Here is an 18,888-nt window from a genome sequence, read left to right as displayed (position 1 = left end):
CGCCGAGGTGCGGTCGCCGGCCCGGTTTTCCCGGCGGCGCCTTGCGCTGCGGCGCATGCGCGGCGCTCGTGTGGGCCACGCCGGGTCTGTTCGGCGCTCGGTGGATGCTGCGTGGCGCAGCCTGGCGTTCAGGTCGGCGCGACGCTACCGGCTTGCGGCACGCCGGACTTGGGCCCGCAGGGGTGGTGCTTGCGCAAGCCAACGACCTTGCCCGGCCGCGCGGTCGCCGAGCCGGGCAGGCATGGCGCCTGCCCGGGCACGCAGGCCAGTCGCTACAGCGCGCGCAGGGCGGTGGTGATCGGCAGCCGCGCCGCGCGCAGCGCCGGGAACAGCCCGCCGACCAGGCCGATGCCCAGCGCCCACTTCAGCCCGCTCCACAGCAGCGCCGGCGAGACCTTGAACTGGAACACCACCTGGCTGAAGTTGCTGCCCAGGGTGGACACGCTGTAGCCGTTGAACACGGCCCAGGCGATCAGCCCGCCGAGCAGCCCGCCGAGCAGCGCCAGCAGCATCGTCTCCAGCATCACCGCGGTCACCACCGGCGTGCCGCGAAAGCCGATCGCGCGCATCGTGGCGATCTCGCGCGCGCGGGTGGCCACCGCCGCGTACATGGTGTTGAGCGCGCCGAACACCGCGCCGACCGCCATGATCGCGCCGATCACGGTGCCGAGTATGCTGATCAGCTTGCTGAGGTTGCCGCCCTGCTTGGCGTAGTAGGCACGGGTGGTCTCCACGTCGAGCTTGAGTCGCGGGTCGGCGGCCATCGCCGCCTTGAACTGGGCGTAGCCGTCCTTGCCGTCGGTACGCACGTTGATCGACTGGTAGGCGCTGCGGTTGTAGGTGGACGCCAGGGTCTGCGCGTCGGCCCACAGCTCCGAGTCGTGCGCATCGCCGGAGGCGAACACGCCGACCACGGTCCACTGCTCGCGGCCCAGGCTCAGGGTCTTGCCCACGTCCAGGCCGCGGAACTGCGCCTTGGCGCCCTGGCCGACCACGATCTCGCGCAGGCCGGCGCCGAAGCGGCGGCCCTCGACGATCCTGAGCTTGTCGTGCACCGCCCAGCCGGCGTCGCCAACGCCGCGGAACTGCACGTTGGTGTCGGTGCCGTCGGCCTTGCTCGGCAGGTTGATCACCTGCGACAGCTCCGGGGACACCAGCGGCTTGCCGTCGGCGCCCTTGGCCACGCCGGCCAGGCTGGCGATCAGCGGCACCTGGTCGCGGGTGATCACCGAATTGGTCTCGGCGCCGGAGCCGCCGCGCAGCACGATCGCAGTGCTGTCGTCGCCGGTGCTGTTGAGCGTGGCCTGGAAGCCTTCGCCCATCGCCAGCATCGCCACCAGCACGCCGACCACGCCGGCGATGCCGACCACGATCACCGACGAGGCGCCCCAGCGCTGCGGCAGGCTGGCCACGCCGATGCGGGTGGCGGCCAGCGCCAGGCGGCCGCCGCGGGTCAGCAGCAGCCACAGCGCCACGCCGACCGCCAGCGCCAGCACGCCGTACCAGGGCAAGGCGATCCACAGCGCCAGCCCGATGCCGAGCAGCAGCAGCGAGAGCAGGTTTCCCAACCAGAGTTTGAGTTTCATCAGTGCGTCTTCCGAGAATGCGACAGGGAACGGTGCGGCGGCGGGCTCAGCGCCCGGCCAGCGCGTCCACGATCTTCAGGCGCTGCGCGCGCAACGCCGGCAGCAGCCCGACCACGATGCCGATGGCGACCATCAGCCCCAACGCCACCAACCAGGTCTGCGCCGGCACGCCGCGCATCGGCATCATGCCGCCGCTGGCCGCGGCCACGCCGGGGATGACCAGCGCCGCCAGGCCCATGCCGATCAAGCCGCCGAGCACGATCAGCAGCACCGACTCCACCATCACCAAGGTCAGCACGGTGCCGTCGCGGAAGCCGAGCGTCTTCAGCACCGCCAGCTCCGGGATGCGCTCGCGCACCGCCTGCGCCATGGTGTTGCCGGTGAGCAGCAGCAGGGTGAAGAACACCGCGGCCATGATCGCAGTGACGATCAGACCGACGTCGGCGAACTGCTTGGCGAAGGCCTGCGAGAACGCGGCCTCGGTCTGGCTCTTGGTCTCGTGGTCGGAGTTCAGCGACAGCGCGTCGATCGCCTGCGCCACCCGCGAGGCCTGGTCGGCGCTGCCGAGTTGCACGGTGTACCAGCTGACCTTGTTCTTGATGTAGTCGTTGGATTCGTCGAAGTACTTCCAGTTCATCATCAACTGGTTCTCGGCCTGCGCGTTCTTGGCGTCCTTGACCTTGAAGATGGTGGTCAGGGTCAGCGGCCAGTCGTTGCTGCCGCCGCGCGGGAAGATAGTGGCCTGCAGCGGAATAGTGTCGCCGATCTTCCAGCCGTTCTTCTTGGCCAACGACGCGCCTACGGCCGCCGCGGTGCGGGTTTCGCGGAACGCCTTGAGCTGCGCCGGCGGCACGTCGTACTCGCTGTACACGTCGAAGAAATTCGGCGCCACCGAGAAGTTGGGGAAGAAGTTCTTCGGGTCGCGGTAGATGCCGCCGAACCACATCGCGTAGGTGACCTTCTTCACTCCGGGCACCGATTCGATCTGCGATTGCAGGCTGACCGGCAGCGACTGGGTGATCGACAGGCGCGAGGACACGATCAGCCGGTTGGCGCCTTCGACGCTGCCGCCGGAATTGAACGCCACGCGCACCGAGTCGAGCATGCCGAACAGCAGGAACGCGGCGACCACCGACAGTAGGGTCAGCAGGGTGCGGGTCTTGCTGCGGAACAGCTGGGCCCAGACCAACGAAAAATATTTCATGTTCGATCCTCCAGGGGACGGGATGCCGGGGCGCGGAATGCGCGCGGCGGCAGCGGCCGGTTCAATGCGCCACGAGCGGCGCGTCGGCCAGCTCGCCCTTGTCCAGGTGCACGGTGTGGCTGGCGTACTCGGCGGCCTTGGGGTCGTGGGTGACCATGATGATGGTCTTGCCGTGTTCGCGGTTGAGTTGCTGCAGCAGGTGCAGGATTTCCTCGGCGGCGGTGCGGTCCAGGTCGCCGGTGGGTTCGTCGCAGATCAGGAAGGTTGGGTCGGAGACGATGGCGCGGGCGATCGCCACGCGCTGCTGCTGGCCGCCGGACAATTCGTTGGGGCGGTGGCTACGGCGGTCGGCGAGGTTGACCAGGGTCAGGGCGATCTCGGCGTTGCGCTTGCGCTGGGCGGCGTTGAGGTTGGTCAGCAGCAGCGGCAGTTCCACGTTCTTCTGCGCGGTGAGCATGGGCATGAGGTTGTAGAACTGGAACACGAAGCCGACGTGCTGGCTGCGCCAGGTGGACAGTTGGCCGCCGCTCATGCGGTCGATGCGTTCGCCTTCGATCTCGATCTCGCCGCCGCTGGGGGTATCCAGGCCGCCGATCAGGTTCAGCAGGGTGGTCTTGCCGGAGCCGGAGGGACCCATCAACGCGACGAAGTCGCCGCGTGCGATGTCCAGGTCGATGCCGTGCAGGACTTGTACTTTCTCGGGTCCGCGCTGGTAGGTCTTGGTGACGTTGCGCAGTTTGACGAGGGTGGACATGGTGGTGTTCCTGGCAGTGGACGGGTAGTGGATGTGCCGATTGCGGTGAGGCAGTTCGCTGATGCTTGTGTCGCTTGCAGTTGCAGTTGCAGTTGCAGTTGCCTTGTCTTGCCTTGCTTTGCTCTTCAGCTTTTCGCTCTGCCGGGTCCCTTACGCAGCGGCGAATAGGGCGGGAAAAACCCCGAAGGGGCGGCGCACAGGGATGTGCGCCGTTCGCGGCAGGGGCAGGATGCCCCTTCCGCGAATCCCGTCCTATTCGCGGACCCGGAGCGCGCAGCGCGGAGGGCGCGGAGTAGGGTGTGCTTTCTTTTGGTTACTTTTCTTTGCACAAGCAAAGAAAAGTAACTCGCCGCAGGCGAAAGCTTTTGCTCTTGCTCCTGCAGTGTTAGAGCCCCTGTAGGAGCGGCTTCAGCCGCGACTGATTCTGTCAGGAAGGTGTCGCGGCTGAAGCCGCTCCTACAAAAGCAAACGCCCAAGCAAAAAAGCAACAGCAAAGGCTTCCGCCCTTGGCGGGTCACTTTTCTTTGCTCGCGCAAAGAAAAGTAACCAAAAGAAAGCGCGCCCTGCCGAGCGCCCTCCGCGCTGCGCGCTCCGGGTCCGCGGATGCACCGGGGATTCGCGGAAGGGGCATCCTGCCCCTGCCGCGAACGGCGCACATCCATGTGCGCCGCCCTTCGGGTTTTTCCCCGGTCCATCCGCCGCTGCGGAAGGGAACCCGGAAAGTCAAAAGCCACAGCGGAGCGACAGCAACAGCGGAGCAGTAGCAACAGCGGAGCAGTAGCAACAGCAGAGCAGTAGCAACAGCAGAGCAGAGCAACAGCTACAGCAATATCAAGAGCGGTATGGCAGTTGGAGCTTGTGCAGCCAATTGCAGGCTTGATCCAGCACGAGCAGAAACCAAACGATGCGATGAAACGACTAGCTGGGGCGATACGCGGTATGGCAAGAACGGGACGGAAACAAAGCGAGCGCCGCCGTCTTTAGGGCGATGGAGCAAGGCGGTGACGACACGGGCGACATGCAGTGGTTCGCGCCAACGCGCGGTACCTCACATGCGGTCGCCGTTATTGCTCGGTCGCCTCCGCCATCTTTACATTGACACCGTCGCGCAACGTCTCCGGCGGATCCAGCACCACCGTGTCGCCCGCCGTCAGGCCCGACAGCACCTGGCGGTCGTCGCCCAGCGCGATGCCGGTCTTCAGCGCGCGCTGCTCGACCGTGTTGTCCTCCTTCAGCGCGAACGCCACCTCCTGCCCGCCGCGCTTGACGATCGCCGCGCCCGGCGCGCGCACGCCCTGCGGCTTGTCTTGCGCCTGCGCCTGCGGCGCTTCCAGGAAGCTCACGCGCACGCCCATTTCCGGCACGATCCGCGGGTCCTTCTGCTTCAGCGCCACGCGCACCTTCACCGTGGCCTTGCCGCGGTCGGCCGAGGGAATGATCGCGATCACTTCGGCCGGGATCTTCCACTCCGGGTAGGCGTTGAGCACAGCTTCCACCGGCATGCCCGGCTTGACCCGGCCGATGAAGGCCTCGCCCACTTCCACCTCGATCTCCAGCGAATCCATGTCCACCACCGTGCCGATGCCGGTGCGGGTAAAGCCGCCGCCGGCCGACAGCGGCGACACGATCTCGCCCGGCTGCGCCGCCTTGGCGGTGACCACGCCAGCGAAGGGCGCGCGCACGATGGTGTTGTCCACGTTGAGGTCGGAGATCGACAGCTGGTTGCCGGCCACCACCACGTTGCGCTGCGCGCTCTGCAGCTGCGCGCGCAGGGCGTCGCGCTGCGACAGCGCCTGCTCGTATTGCGAGCGCGACACCAGCTGCTGCGTGGACAGCGTCTGCAGCCGCTGCGCATCGGCCTCGGCCTGGCGCAGCTGCGCCTGCATGTTGGTCACCTGGCTGCGTGCCGCGTCCAGCTGCGAGGCCGACAGTTGCCGCTGCGCGCCGGCGTCGATCGGGTCCAGCGTCGCCATCACCTGGCCCTGCTCCACGCGCATGCCTTCCTCGATCAGCACTTCGCGCACCTTGCCGGTGATCTTCGCCGACACCGTGGCCATGCGCCGCGCCACCACGTAGCCGCTGGCGTCCAGCACCGAGGCGCTGCTGCTGCCGGCGGCGATCGCCACCACCGGCGCGGTGGTCACTTCGATGGCCTTGCCGCGCCCGAACAGCAGCCAGCCGCCGACGCCGAGCGCGAGCAGCAGCACCAGGACCACGGCGATCCACAGCCCGCGCCGCGACGGCGGTTCGCTCGGCGGTGCCTTGCGGTCGATACGGAGTTCTTTGAGCAGTTCGGCGGAGGTACTCATCGTGTCCCTGGATGAATCGGTAGGCGCAGTGTGGATCGGCGAGGCGCGCGCTTCCAAGTTGCCGGAAGTCACTTTCTGCGTTGCGCTGCGGTAGGTGCGGCGCCATTCCCCATGGCGTGGAGCGCAGCATGCGGCAATCGCGCGGCCATCGCCAGTGACAGCTGTCACCTGCCGTGGCTGACGGGCCGCACTGGGATGCGCCGACGGCGCAGCGCAGCATGGCCACTCCTGCCACGACCGGTCCATGCCGATGCACGCACCCGACACTCTCCCGCTGGCGCAGCTGCGCGGCGTGCACAAACGCTACGGCGCGGTGGTCGCGCTGGATGGCGTGGATCTGCAACTTCAGCGCGGCCAGTTGCTGGCGCTGCTCGGCGCCAACGGCGCGGGCAAGAGCACGGCGGTGGCGCTGTTGCTCGGGCTGCAGGTGGCCGACGCCGGCAGTGCGCAGCTGTGCGGGCAGGATCCGCGCGCGCTCGGCGCGCGGCGCCAGGCCGGGGTGATGCTGCAGTCCGCCGGGTTGCCGGACACGCTGCGGGTGGGCGAACTGCTGGACCAGACGCGCGGCTATTACCGGCGCCCGCGCAGCGTCGCCGATTGCGTGGCATTGGCCGGGTTGGACGGGTTGATGGCACGCCGCTACGGCGGCTTGTCCGGCGGCCAGCAGCGGCGCGTGCAGTTCGCGATGGCGATCTGCGGGCGGCCGCAGGTGCTGTTCCTGGACGAACCCAGCACCGGTCTGGACATCGAGGCGCGGCAGGGCATGTGGCGGGCGATCCAGGAGCTGGTCGCGGACGGCTGCGCGGTGCTGCTGACCACGCATTACCTGGAAGAGGCCGAGGCGCTGGCCGACCGGGTCGCGGTGCTGCAACGCGGCACGTTGATCGCCGAGGGCAGCGTGGAAGAGCTGCGCGCGCGCTTCGAGCAGCGCACGATCCGCTGCCGCAGCGTGCTGGACGCGGCGCAGGTGGCGAGCTGGCCGCAGGTGCGGCGCGTGGACGGCCGCGACGGCGTGCTGGAGATCGTCGCCGAACCGGCCGAGCCGGTGGTGGCGCAATTGCTCGCCGCCGATCCGGGGCTGGACGAGCTGGAAGTCAGGCGCGCCGGCCTAGCCGACGCGTTCCTCGCCATCACCCGTGCGGAGGCCGCATGAATACTCTGGACCCGCGTCGCACCGATTCCGCCGCCGAACTCGCCCGCGACGTCCCCCTGCCGTTGTACGACTCCTCCGAATTGCCACTACGCGACCATGCCGCGCTGCTCCTGCGCGACCATGCCGCGCTGCTCTTGCGCGAAATCCGCTACGAACTCATGCGCTGGCTGCGCACCCCATCCTTCGCGTTGCCGACCCTGCTGTTCCCGCCGATGTTCTACCTGCTGTTCGGCATCGTGCTCAACCGCGGCAACCCTGCCGCCGCGGTGTACCTGATGGCCAGCTACGGCGTGTTCGGGGTGATGGCGCCGGCGCTGTTCGGCTTCGGTGTGGGCCTGGCGCTGGACCGCGAACGCGGCCTGCTCACGCTCAAGCGTGCGATGCCGGTGCCGCCAGCGGCGATGCTGCTGGCGCGCACGGTGCTGGCGATGTTGTTCGCGCTGGCGATCGGGGTGTTGTTGCAACTGCTCGGCAGCGTGCTGGGCGGGGTACACCTGGCGTTGCCGCAGCGCGGCTTGCTGCTGCTGGTCGATGTACTGGGCACGCTGCCGTTCTGTGCGATCGGCCTGTACATCGGCGCCCGCGTCGGCGGCAGCGGCGCGCCGGCGGTGGTCAACCTGATCTACCTGCCGATGGCGTTCCTGTCCGGCCTGTGGATCCCGCTGCAGATGCTGCCATCGCTGCTGACCACGCTGGCGCCGCTGTGGCCGTCCTACCACCTGGGCCAACTCGCGTTGCGCGTGGTCGGCCAGGACAACGGCAGTAGCGTCGCCGGCCACATCGCCGCACTGCTGGCGGTGACCGTGGCGTTCTTTGCGCTGGCGCATCGGCGCCTGCGCCGCGGCTGATGGCCGGCCTCTGTCGCGCCGGCACGGCGACGCCGGCATCGCCCATTCCAGCCACGCCGTCGGCACCGTTGCGCGGCACCGGCGCTCGCTCGCTATGCTATGCACCGCGGCAGCGCGTCCGCCCCTGGAGCCTGCCGTGATCGCCTTGGACGCCTCGCCCGAATCGCTGATCGCCCGGCGCCTGGGCTGGAGCAATGCCCGGCGCAGCACGCAGTGGTTCGTGTGGCTGTCGCTGGTCTGGTCGATCTGGCTGTTCGTGACGCCGCTGTACGAGCCACAGTACTTCACCAGCTGGTTCTGGCCGACCATGGCCAGCTACGCCGTGTTCCTGGCGCTGTACTACTGCGCCTACTACCGCGATCGCCGCTACCTGCGCTGGTGCGTGGCCGGCATGGCGGCACTGGGCTTCGTGCTGCTGCCGTACAACCCGGGCGCGCAGTGCTACATCATCTATGCCTGCGCGTTCCTGGCGTTCTGCTTTCCGATGGCGCGCGCGCTGGCGGCGATGCTGCTGTTGCTGGCCGCCTTCGCGCTGGCCTGGTGGCTGCGCGGCTGGTCGCCGCTGTACATGACCAGCGCGGTGGTGATCGGCCTGTCGGTGGGGCTGATGAACATCAGCTTCGAACGCCGCGCGCGCGCCGATGCGCAGCTGCGCCTGAGCCATGAGGAAGTGCGACGCCTGGCCGGGGTCGCCGAGCGCGAGCGCATCGGCCGCGATCTGCACGATCTGCTCGGCCACACGCTGTCGCTGGTGGCGCTGAAGTCGGACCTTGCCGCGCGCCTGCTGGCGCGCGATCCGGCCGCGGCACGGCAGGAGATGGAAGACGTCAGCCAGGTCGCGCGCGAGGCGCTGGGCCAGGTGCGGCGCGCGGTCAGCGGCATCCGCGCCGCGCAGCTGGCGGCGGAGATGGCCTCGGCCAAACTGCTGCTGGAATCCTCCGGGGTCACCTTCCGCTATCAGGTCGATGCGCTGCCGCAGTGCGCACAGCTGGAGACCGTGTTCGCCATGGTGCTGCGCGAGGCCGCCACCAACATCCAGCGCCATGCCGAAGCCCGCAATGCGCAGCTGCGGCTGTGGTGCGAGCGCGACCAGGCCTGGCTGGAGATCCGCGACGATGGCCGCGGCAGCGCGATGCAGCCGGGCACCGGCCTGGCCAGCATGCGCGAACGGTTGGAGGCGGTGGGCGGGGCGTTGCGGATCGAGTCCGAACGCGGCCAGGGCACCCGCCTGCTGGCGTCGGCGCCGTTGCCGCGCACGCCGTCTGCGACACCGCCCGCAGCGGAGACCGCGCCGGAACCGCGCGGCTGCCAGGATCCCGCGTTGCGCTGAACGTGACTGCGGCCGGCGCCCTACAATGCGCCCACAAGCACCGGGGGCAAGCGTGATTCGATTAGTGCTGGCGGAAGACCAGGCGATGGTGCGCGGTGCGCTCAGCGCGCTGCTGGGCCTGGAAGCGGATATCGCCGTGGTCGCCAGCGCCGCCGACGGCGAGGCCGCCTGGCGCGCGCTGCAGGCACATACGCCGGACCTGCTGGTCACCGACATCGAGATGCCCGGCCTCAGCGGCCTGGAACTGGCGCAGCGGGTGCAGCGCCAGCAGTTGCCGATCCGCGTGGTCATCGTCACCACCTTCGCCCGTCCCGGCTTCCTGCGCCGCGCGCTGGACGCTGGCGTCGGCGGCTATCTGTTGAAGGACGCGCCGCCCGAGCGCCTGGTCGATGCGATCCGCCAGGTGCACCGCGGCGGCCGCGCGATCGATCCGGAACTGGCGCTGGAAGCCTGGTCCGAAGCCGACCCGCTCAACGACCGCGAACGCCAGGTGCTGCGCCTGGCCGGCGAGGGCGCCTCGGCCGGCGATATCGCCGCGCAGCTCGGGCTCTCGCACGGCACCGTGCGCAATTATCTGTCCGAAGCGATCGGCAAGCTCGGCGTCGGCAACCGCATCGAGGCGGCGCGATTGGCGCGACAGAAAGGCTGGCTGTAGCGCCGCCGGAAACGCGAATGCCGGTGGACATGGGCCACCGGCATTCGGTTGAAACCAGGCCCGCCCGGCGCATCGCGCCGGACGCAGTGGCGGATCAGAACGACCAGGTGAAGCTCAGCGAGCCGCTGCGCGGTTCGCCCCAGGCGCCGTAACCGTAGATCTGCGCGTAGTACTTCTTGTCCAGCAGGTTGTTGAGGTTGGCCTGCACCGTGAATTCGTCGGACAGGCGGTAGCGCGCGAACGCGCTGACCAGCGCATAGGCGTCCTGCTCGAAGCGGCCGTAGGTCGCATCGACGTAGTAGATGCGGTTCTGCCAGTTGACGCCGCCGCCGAAGGTCAGCTCGGTGAGGCTGCGCGGGGTGTAGCTGGTGTAGAGCTTGAGCGTGGTCTGCGGCAGCTGCGCGTTGATGTCCGCACCGCCGGCATCCTTGGCGACGTAGCGCGAGGCGCCGAAGGTGCCGTTCCAGCCCGGCGCCAGTTCGCCGTTCAGCTCGAACTCGAAGCCGCGGCTGACCGTGCCCTGCGCTGCGACGTACGCGGTCTCGGTGGTACCCGGCACGAACTCGGTGGTGGCCTGGGCGACGTTGTCCTGTTCGATGCGGAACACCGACAGCGACGCGTTGAGGCGATCCTCGAACCACGCCGCCTTGACCCCGGCCTCGTAGCTCTTGCCGATCACCGGATCCAGGTACGCGCCGGTGCGGGTGCGCGAGGTCTGCGGCTGGAAGATGTCGGTGTAGCTGACGTAGGTCGACCACACGGCGTCGATCATGTAGACCAGGCCGGCATACGGCGTGGTTTCCTTCTGCCGGCTGCTGTACGCCACGCCGCTTTCGGCGCCATCTACCTTCCAGTCGGTGTAGCGCGCGCCGACGATCAGCTTCAGCGGATCGGCCAGCGAAAAACGCGCGGCCGCATAGCCGGCCTTCTGGGTGACGGTGCCGCGGCTGAACTCGCTCAGCGCCGACCAGGTCGGCTCTTGGTAATTTCCGCTCCAACCAAGATAGGTAGGTAGCGTCACGTATTCGGAAGGAAACCCAGTTACTGGGTCATAAGTCTTGACCGGGAAATCGAACGCGCCGTCGTTGACGTAGCGGCGGCGGTTGTAGCTGACCCCGGCCATCAGTTCGTGTTCGCGCCCGAACAGCTGGAACGGGCCTTCGGCATAGCCGTCCAGGCCATCGACCTTGCGCTCGGTGACGTAGTAGCCGGAGTAGGGCACCACGCCGGCGCCGGTGTTCTTGTCGAAGCCGTAGATCGTATAGAACGGATAGAACAGCTTGTCGGTGACGTTGGTCTGGTCGTGGGTGGCGTTGGCCTTGATCTTCCAGCCGCTGGCGAAATCGTGCTGCAGCGTGGCGAAGGCGCGCTTGGTGGTGGTGTCCCAGAACGTCCAGTCCGCGGCCGGGTTGAACGCGCGCGAATAGTTGGTGCGGCTGCCGTCGGAATACCACAGCGGGAAGCCGCCCCAGGTGACGTCGTCGGACTGTTTCTTCTGGTAGTCGTAGCCCACGCTCAGCTGGGTGTCCGGGGTCAGGTCGGCATCGATCACCGCATAGCCCAGGGTCTTGTTCTGGCTGTAGCGGTCCACGTACGAATCGGTATCCAGGTAGCTGCCGATCACCCGCGCGCGCACCGTGCCGCTGGCGTTGAGCGGAGTGCTGACGTCCACCGTCGTGCGGGTCCGGCCCCAACTGCCGGCGGTGACCTGCACGCTGCCGGCCAGTTCGGCGCTGTCGGCGTGCTTGCGGATCAGGTTGACCGAGGCCGACGGATTGCCCGCGCCGGTCATCAGCCCGGTGGCGCCGCGCACCACTTCCACGCGGTCGTACAGCGCAAGGTCCAGCGCCGAGTCGCCGTAGCTCCAGTTCTGCACCATCGTGGTCGGGATGCCGTCGAACTGGTAGTTGTCGATGTAGAAGCCGCGCGCGTAGAACTCGAAGCGCTCGCTGTCCGAGCGGGTGTTGGACACGCCGGTGGTGTTCTCCAGCACGTCGATGATGTCGTCCAGGCCCTGATCCTCGATGCGCTGGTGGCTGATGATGCTCACCGACTGCGGGATCTCGCGCGGCGCCAGCTCGAAGCGGGTGCCGGCGGTGGTCTTGCGCACGCTGTAGCCTTCGGCGCGCTCGCCTTTGACGCTGACCTTGTCGAGGGTGGTCACATCGCGATCGGTTGCGGTGTCGGCGGCCGCGTCGGCGGCGAAGGCCGGCACGCTGGCGAGCAGGCAGGCCATGGCCAGGGCCGAGCGGCGCGGGAAACGGTGGGGAGGGAGGAAACGGTTCATCGCAAGGCTCCGTGGCAAGCAGGCATGGCCATCGACCGCGCTGCACGCAGCGCCGCGGGATGGTCGGATTTGGAGGCTGGCTTGGAGCGGGACATGCGCCGTGCGCAGGCGAGGCCTGAGCGCGGGACGTCGACACCTGGCTGGCGCTGTCGATGCGGCCGGCTGCCTCGGAAGGGCGGCCGGCGCATGACGGGTGGTTCGGGGAAACGGGCGTGGTGACCTGTCGATCGGGGCGCGCCCACGGTGGCAAGTGTAACGGTGTCGGGTCGGCGCGGCCATGTCGGCGCTGCCACATCGCGTGGCGTCCTGGGGTCTTTCTGGCGGGGCGATGCGCGGACGCGATGCGTGGCGCGGTGTCCATCGGCCGCTACGTCCTGCCGGCGCTGCGGCGCACGCCCGCTGCTGCGCCGCGCAGGCGGTCATCGGTATGCCGGAAGCGCAGGCGCCTATGAAATTGTGCGTGCCCGCGCGGTGGCGCTGCCGCCAGTGACTATGCTGTCCGGAAGCGGATCCAGCGACGCGCCAAGCAGGGAGTGCCCGGAAAGGAGCGTCTTCGACGGCGGTGCGATTCCGCCCACCGCCATCACCGCCAATCCCGAGTGATGCGCTCGATCGACGGACAGGAGAACGTGGATGAAGTGGATGCGCGCAATGCTGTTGGCAGGGGCGCTGTTGCTGGCCTGGTCGCTGCCCGCCGCCGTGGCGATGGCGGCCGAGGGCCAGTTCAAGGTGCTGGTCGCGGCGATTCCCAACAAGTACCACCACGACTACATCCCGGTGGCCAAGCCGCAGTTCGAGGCGCTGGCGCGGCAGCACTACTTCGAGCTGGTGTGGGCCTGGAACGCCGAGGCCTTCGATGGCGACCTGTCGCAGTACGCGGCCGTCGTGCTGCTCAATACGCCGGCCACCGATCTCAATCCGGCGCAGCGCGCCAATTTCCAGAAATACGTGCGCGGCGGCGGTGGCGTGGTCGCGGTGCACAAGGCGTTCGCGATCGCGCGCGGGCAGTGGGACTGGTACGACCGTTTGATCGGCCGCTCGTTCCGCACCCATCCCTACCTGCAGACCGCGATGGTGGATGTGGTCGATCGCAACTTCCCGGCCACTGCCGGCCTGCCGCAGCGCTGGCTGTGGTCGGACGAGTGGTACGAATACGATCCGCCGTACAGCGACGACCTGGTCACGCTGCTGACGGTGGACGAAACCAGCTACGACCCCACCCTGATCTGGCCCGGCCAGGTCGCCAAGGGCATGGGCAAGCCGCATCCGGTGGCCTGGTACCACCGCTTCGAAGGCGCGCGCGTATTCGTCACCGCGCTCGGCCACCAGGCCGAGGCCTACAACGATCCGCGCTACCTCGAACACCTGTACGGCGGCATCTACTGGGCCGCCACCGGCCACGGCATCGCTGGCGAGGCGGCCCCGCCCGCGCCGCGCCCGCACTGAATCCGCCCGCGCCGCACTATCGCTGCCGGGCAATCCGAAGCCCCTCCTACAGAAGCACCGGGCCAGCACGCCGCCCGTTTTTTTGTAGGAGCGGCTTCAGCCGCGACAGGAACCGAACCGTCGTCAGGCGGTCTGTCGGGGCTGAAGCCCCTCCTACAGAAGCACCTGGCCAGCACGCCACCCGCTTTTTTGTAGGAGCGGCTTCAGCCGCGACAGGAACCGAACCGTCGTCAGGCGATCTGTCGGGGCTGAAGCCCCTCCTACAGTGCACCGGGCTAGCAAGCCGCACGCCTTTTTGTGGGAGCGACTTCAGTCGCGACGGGCGTTACCGATCACGCCCATCGCGGCCGATAGTCCAGGTCCACCCGAAGTCGTCCCGGTAGCCCGCAACCAGCACAGCGCAAACCCTCAGCCCTGTTCTCGCGACGCTGCCTGGTCCACCACCACCACCGGTGCCACACCACCCCGCGCCATGCTCGAAAACACTCCATCGCGGCGCACCCAGGCATGGAACAGCGCCGCGCACAGATGCCCCAGCACCGTGGCGAACAGCAGATACGCCAGCCAGCCATGCGCACTGCGCAACCAGGCATACAGCGCCGGGCTGTGCGGCGCGATCGGCGGCAGCTGCATCCCCGGCCACAGCACGATCGGATAGCCGCCGGCCGATAGCATCGACCAGCCTAGCAACGGCATCGCCAGCATCAGCGTATACAACAACCAGTGCGAGGCCAGCGCCGCCGTTTTCTGCCACCACGGCAGGTCCGCCGGCAGCGGCGGTGGGCGGTGACGCAGGCGGTTGCCCAGGCGCACGATCGCCAGCAGCAAGATCGCGATGCCCAGCGGGCGGTGCAGGTCGAGCAGCCACGGCCGCTGCGATACCGAGGCGACCATGCCCACGCCGACGAACAGCATGGTCAGGATCATCGCCGCCATCAGCCAGTGCAGCAGGCGCGCGGTCAGGTTGAAATGCCCGGAGGCGTTCGCGCGGCTCATTGCGCACCCCCATGCGCCTGGCCGGTCGCATCCGGCGCCTGGCCGCGGCCGATCTCGCGCTCGCGGCGGTTGAACGAGTGCGAATACACCGCCGAGCGCGCGGCCAGGATCGGGTCGTCGGAACCGGCGATGCCGCGCGGCAGGATCAACGGGTCGTAGTTCAGGTCGCGGCACGGGCCGGTGGCCTGCGGCTCGGCGTGGTCGAGCACCAGCGTGCCGGCGACGATCTGTTGCCGATCCTGCGGCCACGGCTGCGATGGATCGTTCACCGGGTCGCCGGGCGCGGCCACAGTCAGCACCAAGTCCCAGCGCAGCGGTCCTTGCGCCAACCGCGCCTGCAGATCCTCGCCGAGGAAGTCGGCGTCGGCCTGCGCGCGCTGCGCCGCGGACAGTTCCTTGAACGCGGTCTGCGGCCGCATCGACCAGCGCACGAAGCGGCTGCTGCCGTCGGCGGCGATGAAGCGGAAGCTGTTGACCCCGTTGTACTGGGTGTTGGCCCAGCTGTCGGACCATGGCGCGGTCTTGGCCCACTGCTGGAACTTCTTCGCTTCCGGATAGCGTTGCGCGAACGCGGCCATCTTCGCCGGGTCCGGCTTGCCGGTGGCCGGGTCCGGCTGCGCGGCCAGGGTCTGTGCCATGAAGCCTTCCGGCGTGGCCACCACGAAGAACGGGAAGCTGTTCATCGCCGTGCGCCACTGCTGGCCGTCGTCGCTGCGCAGCAGCAGCGCCATGCTGCGCACCCGCGCCGTGGCATCGGCGCCGTGCGGATCGCCGCCGCCGATCGACAGTCGTCCCAGCACCGGCACCGAGGCCTGGGCGAACACCCGCGCCGAGGACAGCGCACTGGCCTGGCCGTTGCCTTCGAAATGCCCGCTCACGCACATGCCCTTGCTGTGCGCGCGGCGGAAGCCCGGATGCGGCGGGCCGCCGGCTTCGATGGCATCGGTCATGCGCTGCGCGGTCAGCCGCTGCGGCCCGCCCAGCCAGCCCGCGCTCCAGGCGAAGGCGGCGGCGAGCGCGGCGGCGATGGCGGCGATGGCGGCCAGCGGCAGCCAGGGCCGCGGGCGTGGCGGCGGGGTGGGAGCGGGATGGGACATGGGGGCGACTCCTGTGGCGTTGGCGATTGGGAGTGAGACGTCCGGCGCCGCGTTCTATTCCCGAGGCGACGCCTGTTCGGCGTTTGCGTTGCGCTTTTTCGCCTGCGGTGGCTTCTTGCGGCCCGCCAGGCCGCACAATCGCGTGGGTGTCGCCGCCCAGCCAGGCGGCTCTCCCCGGCCAGGGAATAATCCGCCTCGCCGTGCGTCCTACCTGTGATTGCCCCTTCCCGAGCGCTGCACGCGACCCTGCCCATGGACGAACTCGACGACGATTCCCTGCGTGCGCTGATGCCCCGACTGCGACGCTTCGCCCAGTCGCTGAGCGGCGATGCGGCCAGTGCCGACGACCTGGTGCAGGCGGCGCTGGAACGCGCGCTGCGGCGCTGGTCCACGCGCCGCGACGCCGATGCGCTGCAGCCGTGGCTGTTCGCGATCGTGTACCGGCAGTTCGTCGACGCGCGCCGGCGCGCGCAGCGCTGGCAGCGGGTGCTGGCCCTGTTCGCGCCGCAGCAGCCGACCCAGGCGCCGTCCGCCGAACAGGTGCACGACGGCCGCGCGATGCTGGCTGCGTTCGCGCAACTGCCGGCCGAACAGCGCGCGCTGCTGTTGCTGGTCAGCGTCGAAGGCTTCAGCTATCGCGACGCCGCCACCGCGCTGGACCTGCCGATCGGCACGGTGATGTCGCGCTTGTCGCGCGCCCGCGAGAAACTGCGCCAGCTCGGCGAAGGCCGCAGCGGCAACCCTGCCTTGCGAGTGCTCAAATGACCGTGCTGCGCCCCGACGACGAAACCCTGCACGCCTATGTCGATGGCCGCCTGGACCCTGCGCGGCGCGCACAGGTCGCCGCATGGCTGCAGGCCAATCCTGAGCACGCCGCGCGCGTGGCCGGCTGGAAGCAGGACGCCGACGCGCTGCGCGCGGCCTGGGCCGGTGCCGAGACGCTGCCCGCCAATCCCGCATTGACCATGCCGGCCCTGCGCCGCCGCACGCGCCAGCGGCGCCGCACGCTGGCCGCTATGGCGGCCAGCTGCGTGCTGACGCTGGGCCTGGGCATCACGCTTGGCTGGCAGCTGCGCGACAGCCGCCTCGGCGGCGAACGCCTGCCGATGGCCGACGCGGTGGCCGCGTATCGCCTGTTCGCCGACGGCGAGCAGCCGCTGGAATTCGACCCGGCGCGACGGGTGGCCTTGCAGGGCTGGCTGCGCACCCATTTCGGCGACGCCGGCGCGGTGCCGGACCTGCAGGCGCAGGGTTTCGCGCTGCGCGGCGGTCGCCTGCTGTCCACCCCCGAGGGCGCCGCGGCGATGCTGGTCTACCAGGACGCCGACGGCGCGCGCATCGGCCTATACCTGCGCCCGCGCAGCGCCCGCCTCGGCGATGGCGAGCGTCGCGACGGCCGCTTGCTCGCGCAATATTGGTCCGAAGGAAACACCGCCTTCGCCCTGGTCGGCCCGGCCACGCAGACCCGCATGCGCCAGATCGCCCCGCTGCTGCGCGGGCAGGGCTGAGCCAGCGGAACGGCGTCGGGACTGAAGTCCCTCCCACAGTGCACCCAGCGAACAGGCCGCAAGTTCCTGTTCCTGTAGGAGCGGCTTCAGCTGCGACGAACGAAGTCAGGGACCCGGCGATTTTGCTTGTCTGTCGCGGCTGAAGCCGCTCCTACAGTGCACCCTGCGAGCAAGCCGCAAGCCCCTTGTGGTAGCGACTTCAGTCGCGACGAGCGAAGCGGTGGAGGTGCCGTGGCCGGAACAGTGTCGATAGACACCGACACCCCGCCAAACCCCTACCCGGCGTAGCGCGCCTTCAGCATCGCGTAGGCCGAGCGCAGTGCCAGCGCTTCGCCGCCGGCGGGGCGGCCGGGGCGGTCGCTGTCGTTCCAGGCGTACACGTCCAGGTGCGCCCAGGCCTGCCGCGCCGGGACGAAGCGCTCCAGGTACAGCGCCGCGGTCACCGCGCCGGCCATGCGCGAGCCGGCATTGGCCAGGTCGGCGATCGAGCTGGTCAGGTAGCGCAGGTAGGGGCGCCACAGCGGCATGCGCCACACCGGGTCGCGGCTGCGTTCGCCGGCGGCGATCCAGGCCTGCGCCAGCGCGTCGTCGTTGGAAAACAGCGCCGGCAGATCCGGCCCCAGCGCGACCCGCGCCGCGCCGGTCAGTGTGGCGAAATCCAGGATCGCGTCCGGCGCCTGCTCGCTGGCGTAGGTCAGCGCGTCGCACAGCACCAGCCGGCCTTCGGCATCGGTGTTGTCGATCTCCACGCTGATGCCCTGGCGGGTGGCGATCACGTCGCCGGGGCGGAACGCGTCCGGGCCGACCGCGTTCTCCACCGCCGCGAGCAGCACGGTCAGCCGCAGAGGCAAGCGCTGCGCCATCACCAGCCCGGCCAGCGCCAGCGCATGCGCCGCGCCGCCCATGTCCTTCTTCATGTGGCGCATGCCGTCGGCCGGTTTCAGGTCCAGGCCGCCGGTGTCGAAGCACACGCCCTTGCCGACCAGCGCCACGTGCGGGTGCGCGTCTTCGCCCCAGCGCAGCACGATCAGACGCGGCGCGCGGTGCGAGGCGCGGCCGACCGCGTGGATCGCCGGGAAATTGCGCAGCAGCAACTCTTCGCCAACGATGCTTTCGCACTGCGCGCCATGCGCGTCGGCGATCGCGCGCGCGGCCGCTTCCAGCTGCTCCGGCCCCATGTCCTCGGCCGGCGTGTTGACCCAGTCGCGCACGCGCACGCACGCCTCCAACTGGTCGCGCACCTCCGCGCTCGGCGTGGCCAGCAGTTGCGCCGGCACCCGCGTCAGCTGCTTGTAGCGGGCGAAGCGGTAGCTGCCCAGGCCCCAGCCCAGGTGCAACGCGGCCTGCTCCTCCTCGCTCAGCGCGCTGGCCAGCCGCCAGCTGCTGCCGGCCGGCAGCGCGTGCGGCGCGTGCGCGTAGGCATAGGCATCGCCGCGGTCGCCGACGCCCAGCACCGCCGCGGCCACGCCGTCCGCGCCGGGCAGCAACAGCACCGTGCCGGGGGCGGCCACGAACTGCTGCGCGTCCAGCCACGCCACCCAGGCCGGCGTCTGCGCGGCGCGCCATTCGGCCAGGCGTTCGCGGTCCAGCACATGCAGCGGCAGCGCGTGGGGGGAGGCATCGGTGAAGCCGGAAGGCAGGGACATCAGCGGGTCCTTGTGGGGCGGGCGCGGCCGGCGCGGCGCGCGGCCAGGGCGAAGAGGCGGCAGCGGACG

At 69.5% G+C, this 18,888-nt stretch carries 15 protein-coding genes; 7 read left to right on the top strand and 8 right to left on the bottom strand.

What is annotated here, in order from left to right:
- Positions 1-272: 272 nt before the first annotated feature.
- The 4 genes from HEP75_RS20515 to HEP75_RS20500 all read right to left on the bottom strand — a co-directional run bounded on the left by HEP75_RS20515 (position 273) and on the right by HEP75_RS20500 (position 5,853).
- Positions 273-1,586, bottom strand: a complete 1,314-nt coding sequence (locus HEP75_RS20515) for an ABC transporter permease (protein ID WP_185824749.1) — start codon at positions 1,584-1,586, stop codon at positions 273-275.
- A 46-nt stretch (positions 1,587-1,632) separates the two neighbouring features.
- On the bottom strand, positions 1,633-2,790 hold the full coding sequence (locus HEP75_RS20510; RefSeq protein ID WP_185814363.1) for an ABC transporter permease: 1,158 nt from the start codon (positions 2,788-2,790) through the stop codon (positions 1,633-1,635).
- A 61-nt stretch (positions 2,791-2,851) separates the two neighbouring features.
- A complete protein-coding gene (locus HEP75_RS20505) occupies positions 2,852-3,544 on the bottom strand; it encodes an ABC transporter ATP-binding protein (protein ID WP_179569547.1) in 693 nt (230 codons plus the stop codon).
- A 1,064-nt stretch (positions 3,545-4,608) separates the two neighbouring features.
- The gene (locus HEP75_RS20500; protein WP_185824748.1) at positions 4,609-5,853 is read right to left on the bottom strand and encodes an efflux RND transporter periplasmic adaptor subunit; all 1,245 of its coding nucleotides are present in this window, start codon (positions 5,851-5,853) and stop codon (positions 4,609-4,611) included.
- Positions 5,854-6,097: 244 nt separating this feature from the next.
- On the opposite strand from HEP75_RS20500, the gene HEP75_RS20495 reads away from it, so the two are divergent.
- The 4 genes from HEP75_RS20495 to HEP75_RS20480 all read left to right on the top strand — a co-directional run bounded on the left by HEP75_RS20495 (position 6,098) and on the right by HEP75_RS20480 (position 9,839).
- Positions 6,098-7,006 (top strand): ABC transporter ATP-binding protein, encoded by a 909-nt coding sequence (locus HEP75_RS20495; protein ID WP_185824747.1) that lies wholly within the window; start codon positions 6,098-6,100, stop codon positions 7,004-7,006.
- Positions 7,003-7,854 (top strand): ABC transporter permease, encoded by an 852-nt coding sequence (locus tag HEP75_RS20490; RefSeq protein ID WP_185824746.1) that lies wholly within the window; start codon positions 7,003-7,005, stop codon positions 7,852-7,854. The genes HEP75_RS20495 and HEP75_RS20490 overlap by 4 nt, the downstream gene beginning before the upstream one ends.
- 136 nt (positions 7,855-7,990) lie before the next feature.
- Entirely contained in the window at positions 7,991-9,184 is a 1,194-nt protein-coding gene (locus HEP75_RS20485) for a sensor histidine kinase (protein ID WP_255423925.1), read from the top strand.
- A 52-nt stretch (positions 9,185-9,236) separates the two neighbouring features.
- A complete protein-coding gene (locus HEP75_RS20480) occupies positions 9,237-9,839 on the top strand; it encodes a response regulator transcription factor (protein WP_185824744.1) in 603 nt (200 codons plus the stop codon).
- A gap of 94 nt (positions 9,840-9,933) precedes the next feature.
- On the opposite strand, the gene fhuE is transcribed toward HEP75_RS20480, so the two are convergent.
- The gene (gene fhuE, locus HEP75_RS20475) at positions 9,934-12,126 is read right to left on the bottom strand and encodes a ferric-rhodotorulic acid/ferric-coprogen receptor FhuE (protein ID WP_185824743.1); all 2,193 of its coding nucleotides are present in this window, start codon (positions 12,124-12,126) and stop codon (positions 9,934-9,936) included.
- Between the two features lie 642 nt (positions 12,127-12,768).
- Here fhuE and HEP75_RS20470 point away from each other — a divergent pair.
- Complete coding sequence (locus HEP75_RS20470) at positions 12,769-13,572, top strand: ThuA domain-containing protein (RefSeq protein ID WP_185826683.1); 804 nt, start codon at positions 12,769-12,771, stop codon at positions 13,570-13,572.
- Positions 13,573-13,980: 408 nt separating this feature from the next.
- On the opposite strand, the gene HEP75_RS20465 is transcribed toward HEP75_RS20470, so the two are convergent.
- Positions 13,981-14,568, bottom strand: a complete 588-nt coding sequence (locus HEP75_RS20465) for a cytochrome b (protein WP_185824742.1) — start codon at positions 14,566-14,568, stop codon at positions 13,981-13,983.
- The gene (locus HEP75_RS20460; RefSeq protein WP_185824741.1) at positions 14,565-15,665 is read right to left on the bottom strand and encodes a catalase family peroxidase; all 1,101 of its coding nucleotides are present in this window, start codon (positions 15,663-15,665) and stop codon (positions 14,565-14,567) included. The genes HEP75_RS20465 and HEP75_RS20460 overlap by 4 nt, the downstream gene beginning before the upstream one ends.
- A 252-nt stretch (positions 15,666-15,917) precedes the next feature.
- Between HEP75_RS20460 and HEP75_RS20455 the strand changes: the two genes are divergently transcribed.
- Together HEP75_RS20455 and HEP75_RS20450 are read left to right on the top strand one after the other, a co-directional pair.
- On the top strand, positions 15,918-16,430 hold the full coding sequence (locus HEP75_RS20455) for an RNA polymerase sigma factor (RefSeq protein WP_185814354.1): 513 nt from the start codon (positions 15,918-15,920) through the stop codon (positions 16,428-16,430).
- Positions 16,427-17,173, top strand: coding sequence for an anti-sigma factor (locus HEP75_RS20450; protein ID WP_185824740.1), 747 nt, complete (start codon positions 16,427-16,429; stop codon positions 17,171-17,173). The genes HEP75_RS20455 and HEP75_RS20450 overlap by 4 nt, the downstream gene beginning before the upstream one ends.
- A 275-nt stretch (positions 17,174-17,448) precedes the next feature.
- Here HEP75_RS20450 and HEP75_RS20445 read toward each other — a convergent pair whose 3' ends face one another.
- Complete coding sequence (locus tag HEP75_RS20445; RefSeq protein WP_185824739.1) at positions 17,449-18,819, bottom strand: M17 family metallopeptidase; 1,371 nt, start codon at positions 18,817-18,819, stop codon at positions 17,449-17,451.
- Between the last annotated feature and the right edge of the window lie 69 nt (positions 18,820-18,888).

The sequence above is a fragment of the Xanthomonas sp. SI genome, assembly GCF_014236855.1.
Taxonomy (GTDB): domain Bacteria; phylum Pseudomonadota; class Gammaproteobacteria; order Xanthomonadales; family Xanthomonadaceae; genus Xanthomonas_A.
The sequence above is the reverse complement of the archived record's forward strand: the minus strand, read 5'-3'. Positions and strand labels throughout refer to the sequence as shown.

Excerpts from the sequence above, each read along its gene's own strand:
- HEP75_RS20515 (WP_185824749.1), bottom strand. The coding sequence starts at position 1,586 with ATGAAACTCAAACTCTGGTTGGGAAACCTGCTCTCGCTGCTGCTGCTC.
- HEP75_RS20470 (WP_185826683.1), top strand. The coding sequence starts at position 12,769 with ATGCGCGCAATGCTGTTGGCAGGGGCGCTGTTGCTGGCCTGGTCGCTG.
- HEP75_RS20505 (WP_179569547.1), bottom strand. The coding sequence starts at position 3,544 with ATGTCCACCCTCGTCAAACTGCGCAACGTCACCAAGACCTACCAGCGC.
- fhuE (WP_185824743.1), bottom strand. The coding sequence starts at position 12,126 with ATGAACCGTTTCCTCCCTCCCCACCGTTTCCCGCGCCGCTCGGCCCTG.
- HEP75_RS20455 (WP_185814354.1), top strand. The coding sequence starts at position 15,918 with ATGGACGAACTCGACGACGATTCCCTGCGTGCGCTGATGCCCCGACTG.
- HEP75_RS20450 (WP_185824740.1), top strand. The coding sequence starts at position 16,427 with ATGACCGTGCTGCGCCCCGACGACGAAACCCTGCACGCCTATGTCGAT.
- HEP75_RS20445 (WP_185824739.1), bottom strand. The coding sequence starts at position 18,819 with ATGTCCCTGCCTTCCGGCTTCACCGATGCCTCCCCCCACGCGCTGCCG.
- HEP75_RS20510 (WP_185814363.1), bottom strand. The coding sequence starts at position 2,790 with ATGAAATATTTTTCGTTGGTCTGGGCCCAGCTGTTCCGCAGCAAGACC.
- HEP75_RS20490 (WP_185824746.1), top strand. The coding sequence starts at position 7,003 with ATGAATACTCTGGACCCGCGTCGCACCGATTCCGCCGCCGAACTCGCC.
- HEP75_RS20495 (WP_185824747.1), top strand. The coding sequence starts at position 6,098 with ATGCCGATGCACGCACCCGACACTCTCCCGCTGGCGCAGCTGCGCGGC.
- HEP75_RS20465 (WP_185824742.1), bottom strand. The coding sequence starts at position 14,568 with ATGAGCCGCGCGAACGCCTCCGGGCATTTCAACCTGACCGCGCGCCTG.
- HEP75_RS20460 (WP_185824741.1), bottom strand. The coding sequence starts at position 15,665 with ATGTCCCATCCCGCTCCCACCCCGCCGCCACGCCCGCGGCCCTGGCTG.
- HEP75_RS20500 (WP_185824748.1), bottom strand. The coding sequence starts at position 5,853 with ATGAGTACCTCCGCCGAACTGCTCAAAGAACTCCGTATCGACCGCAAG.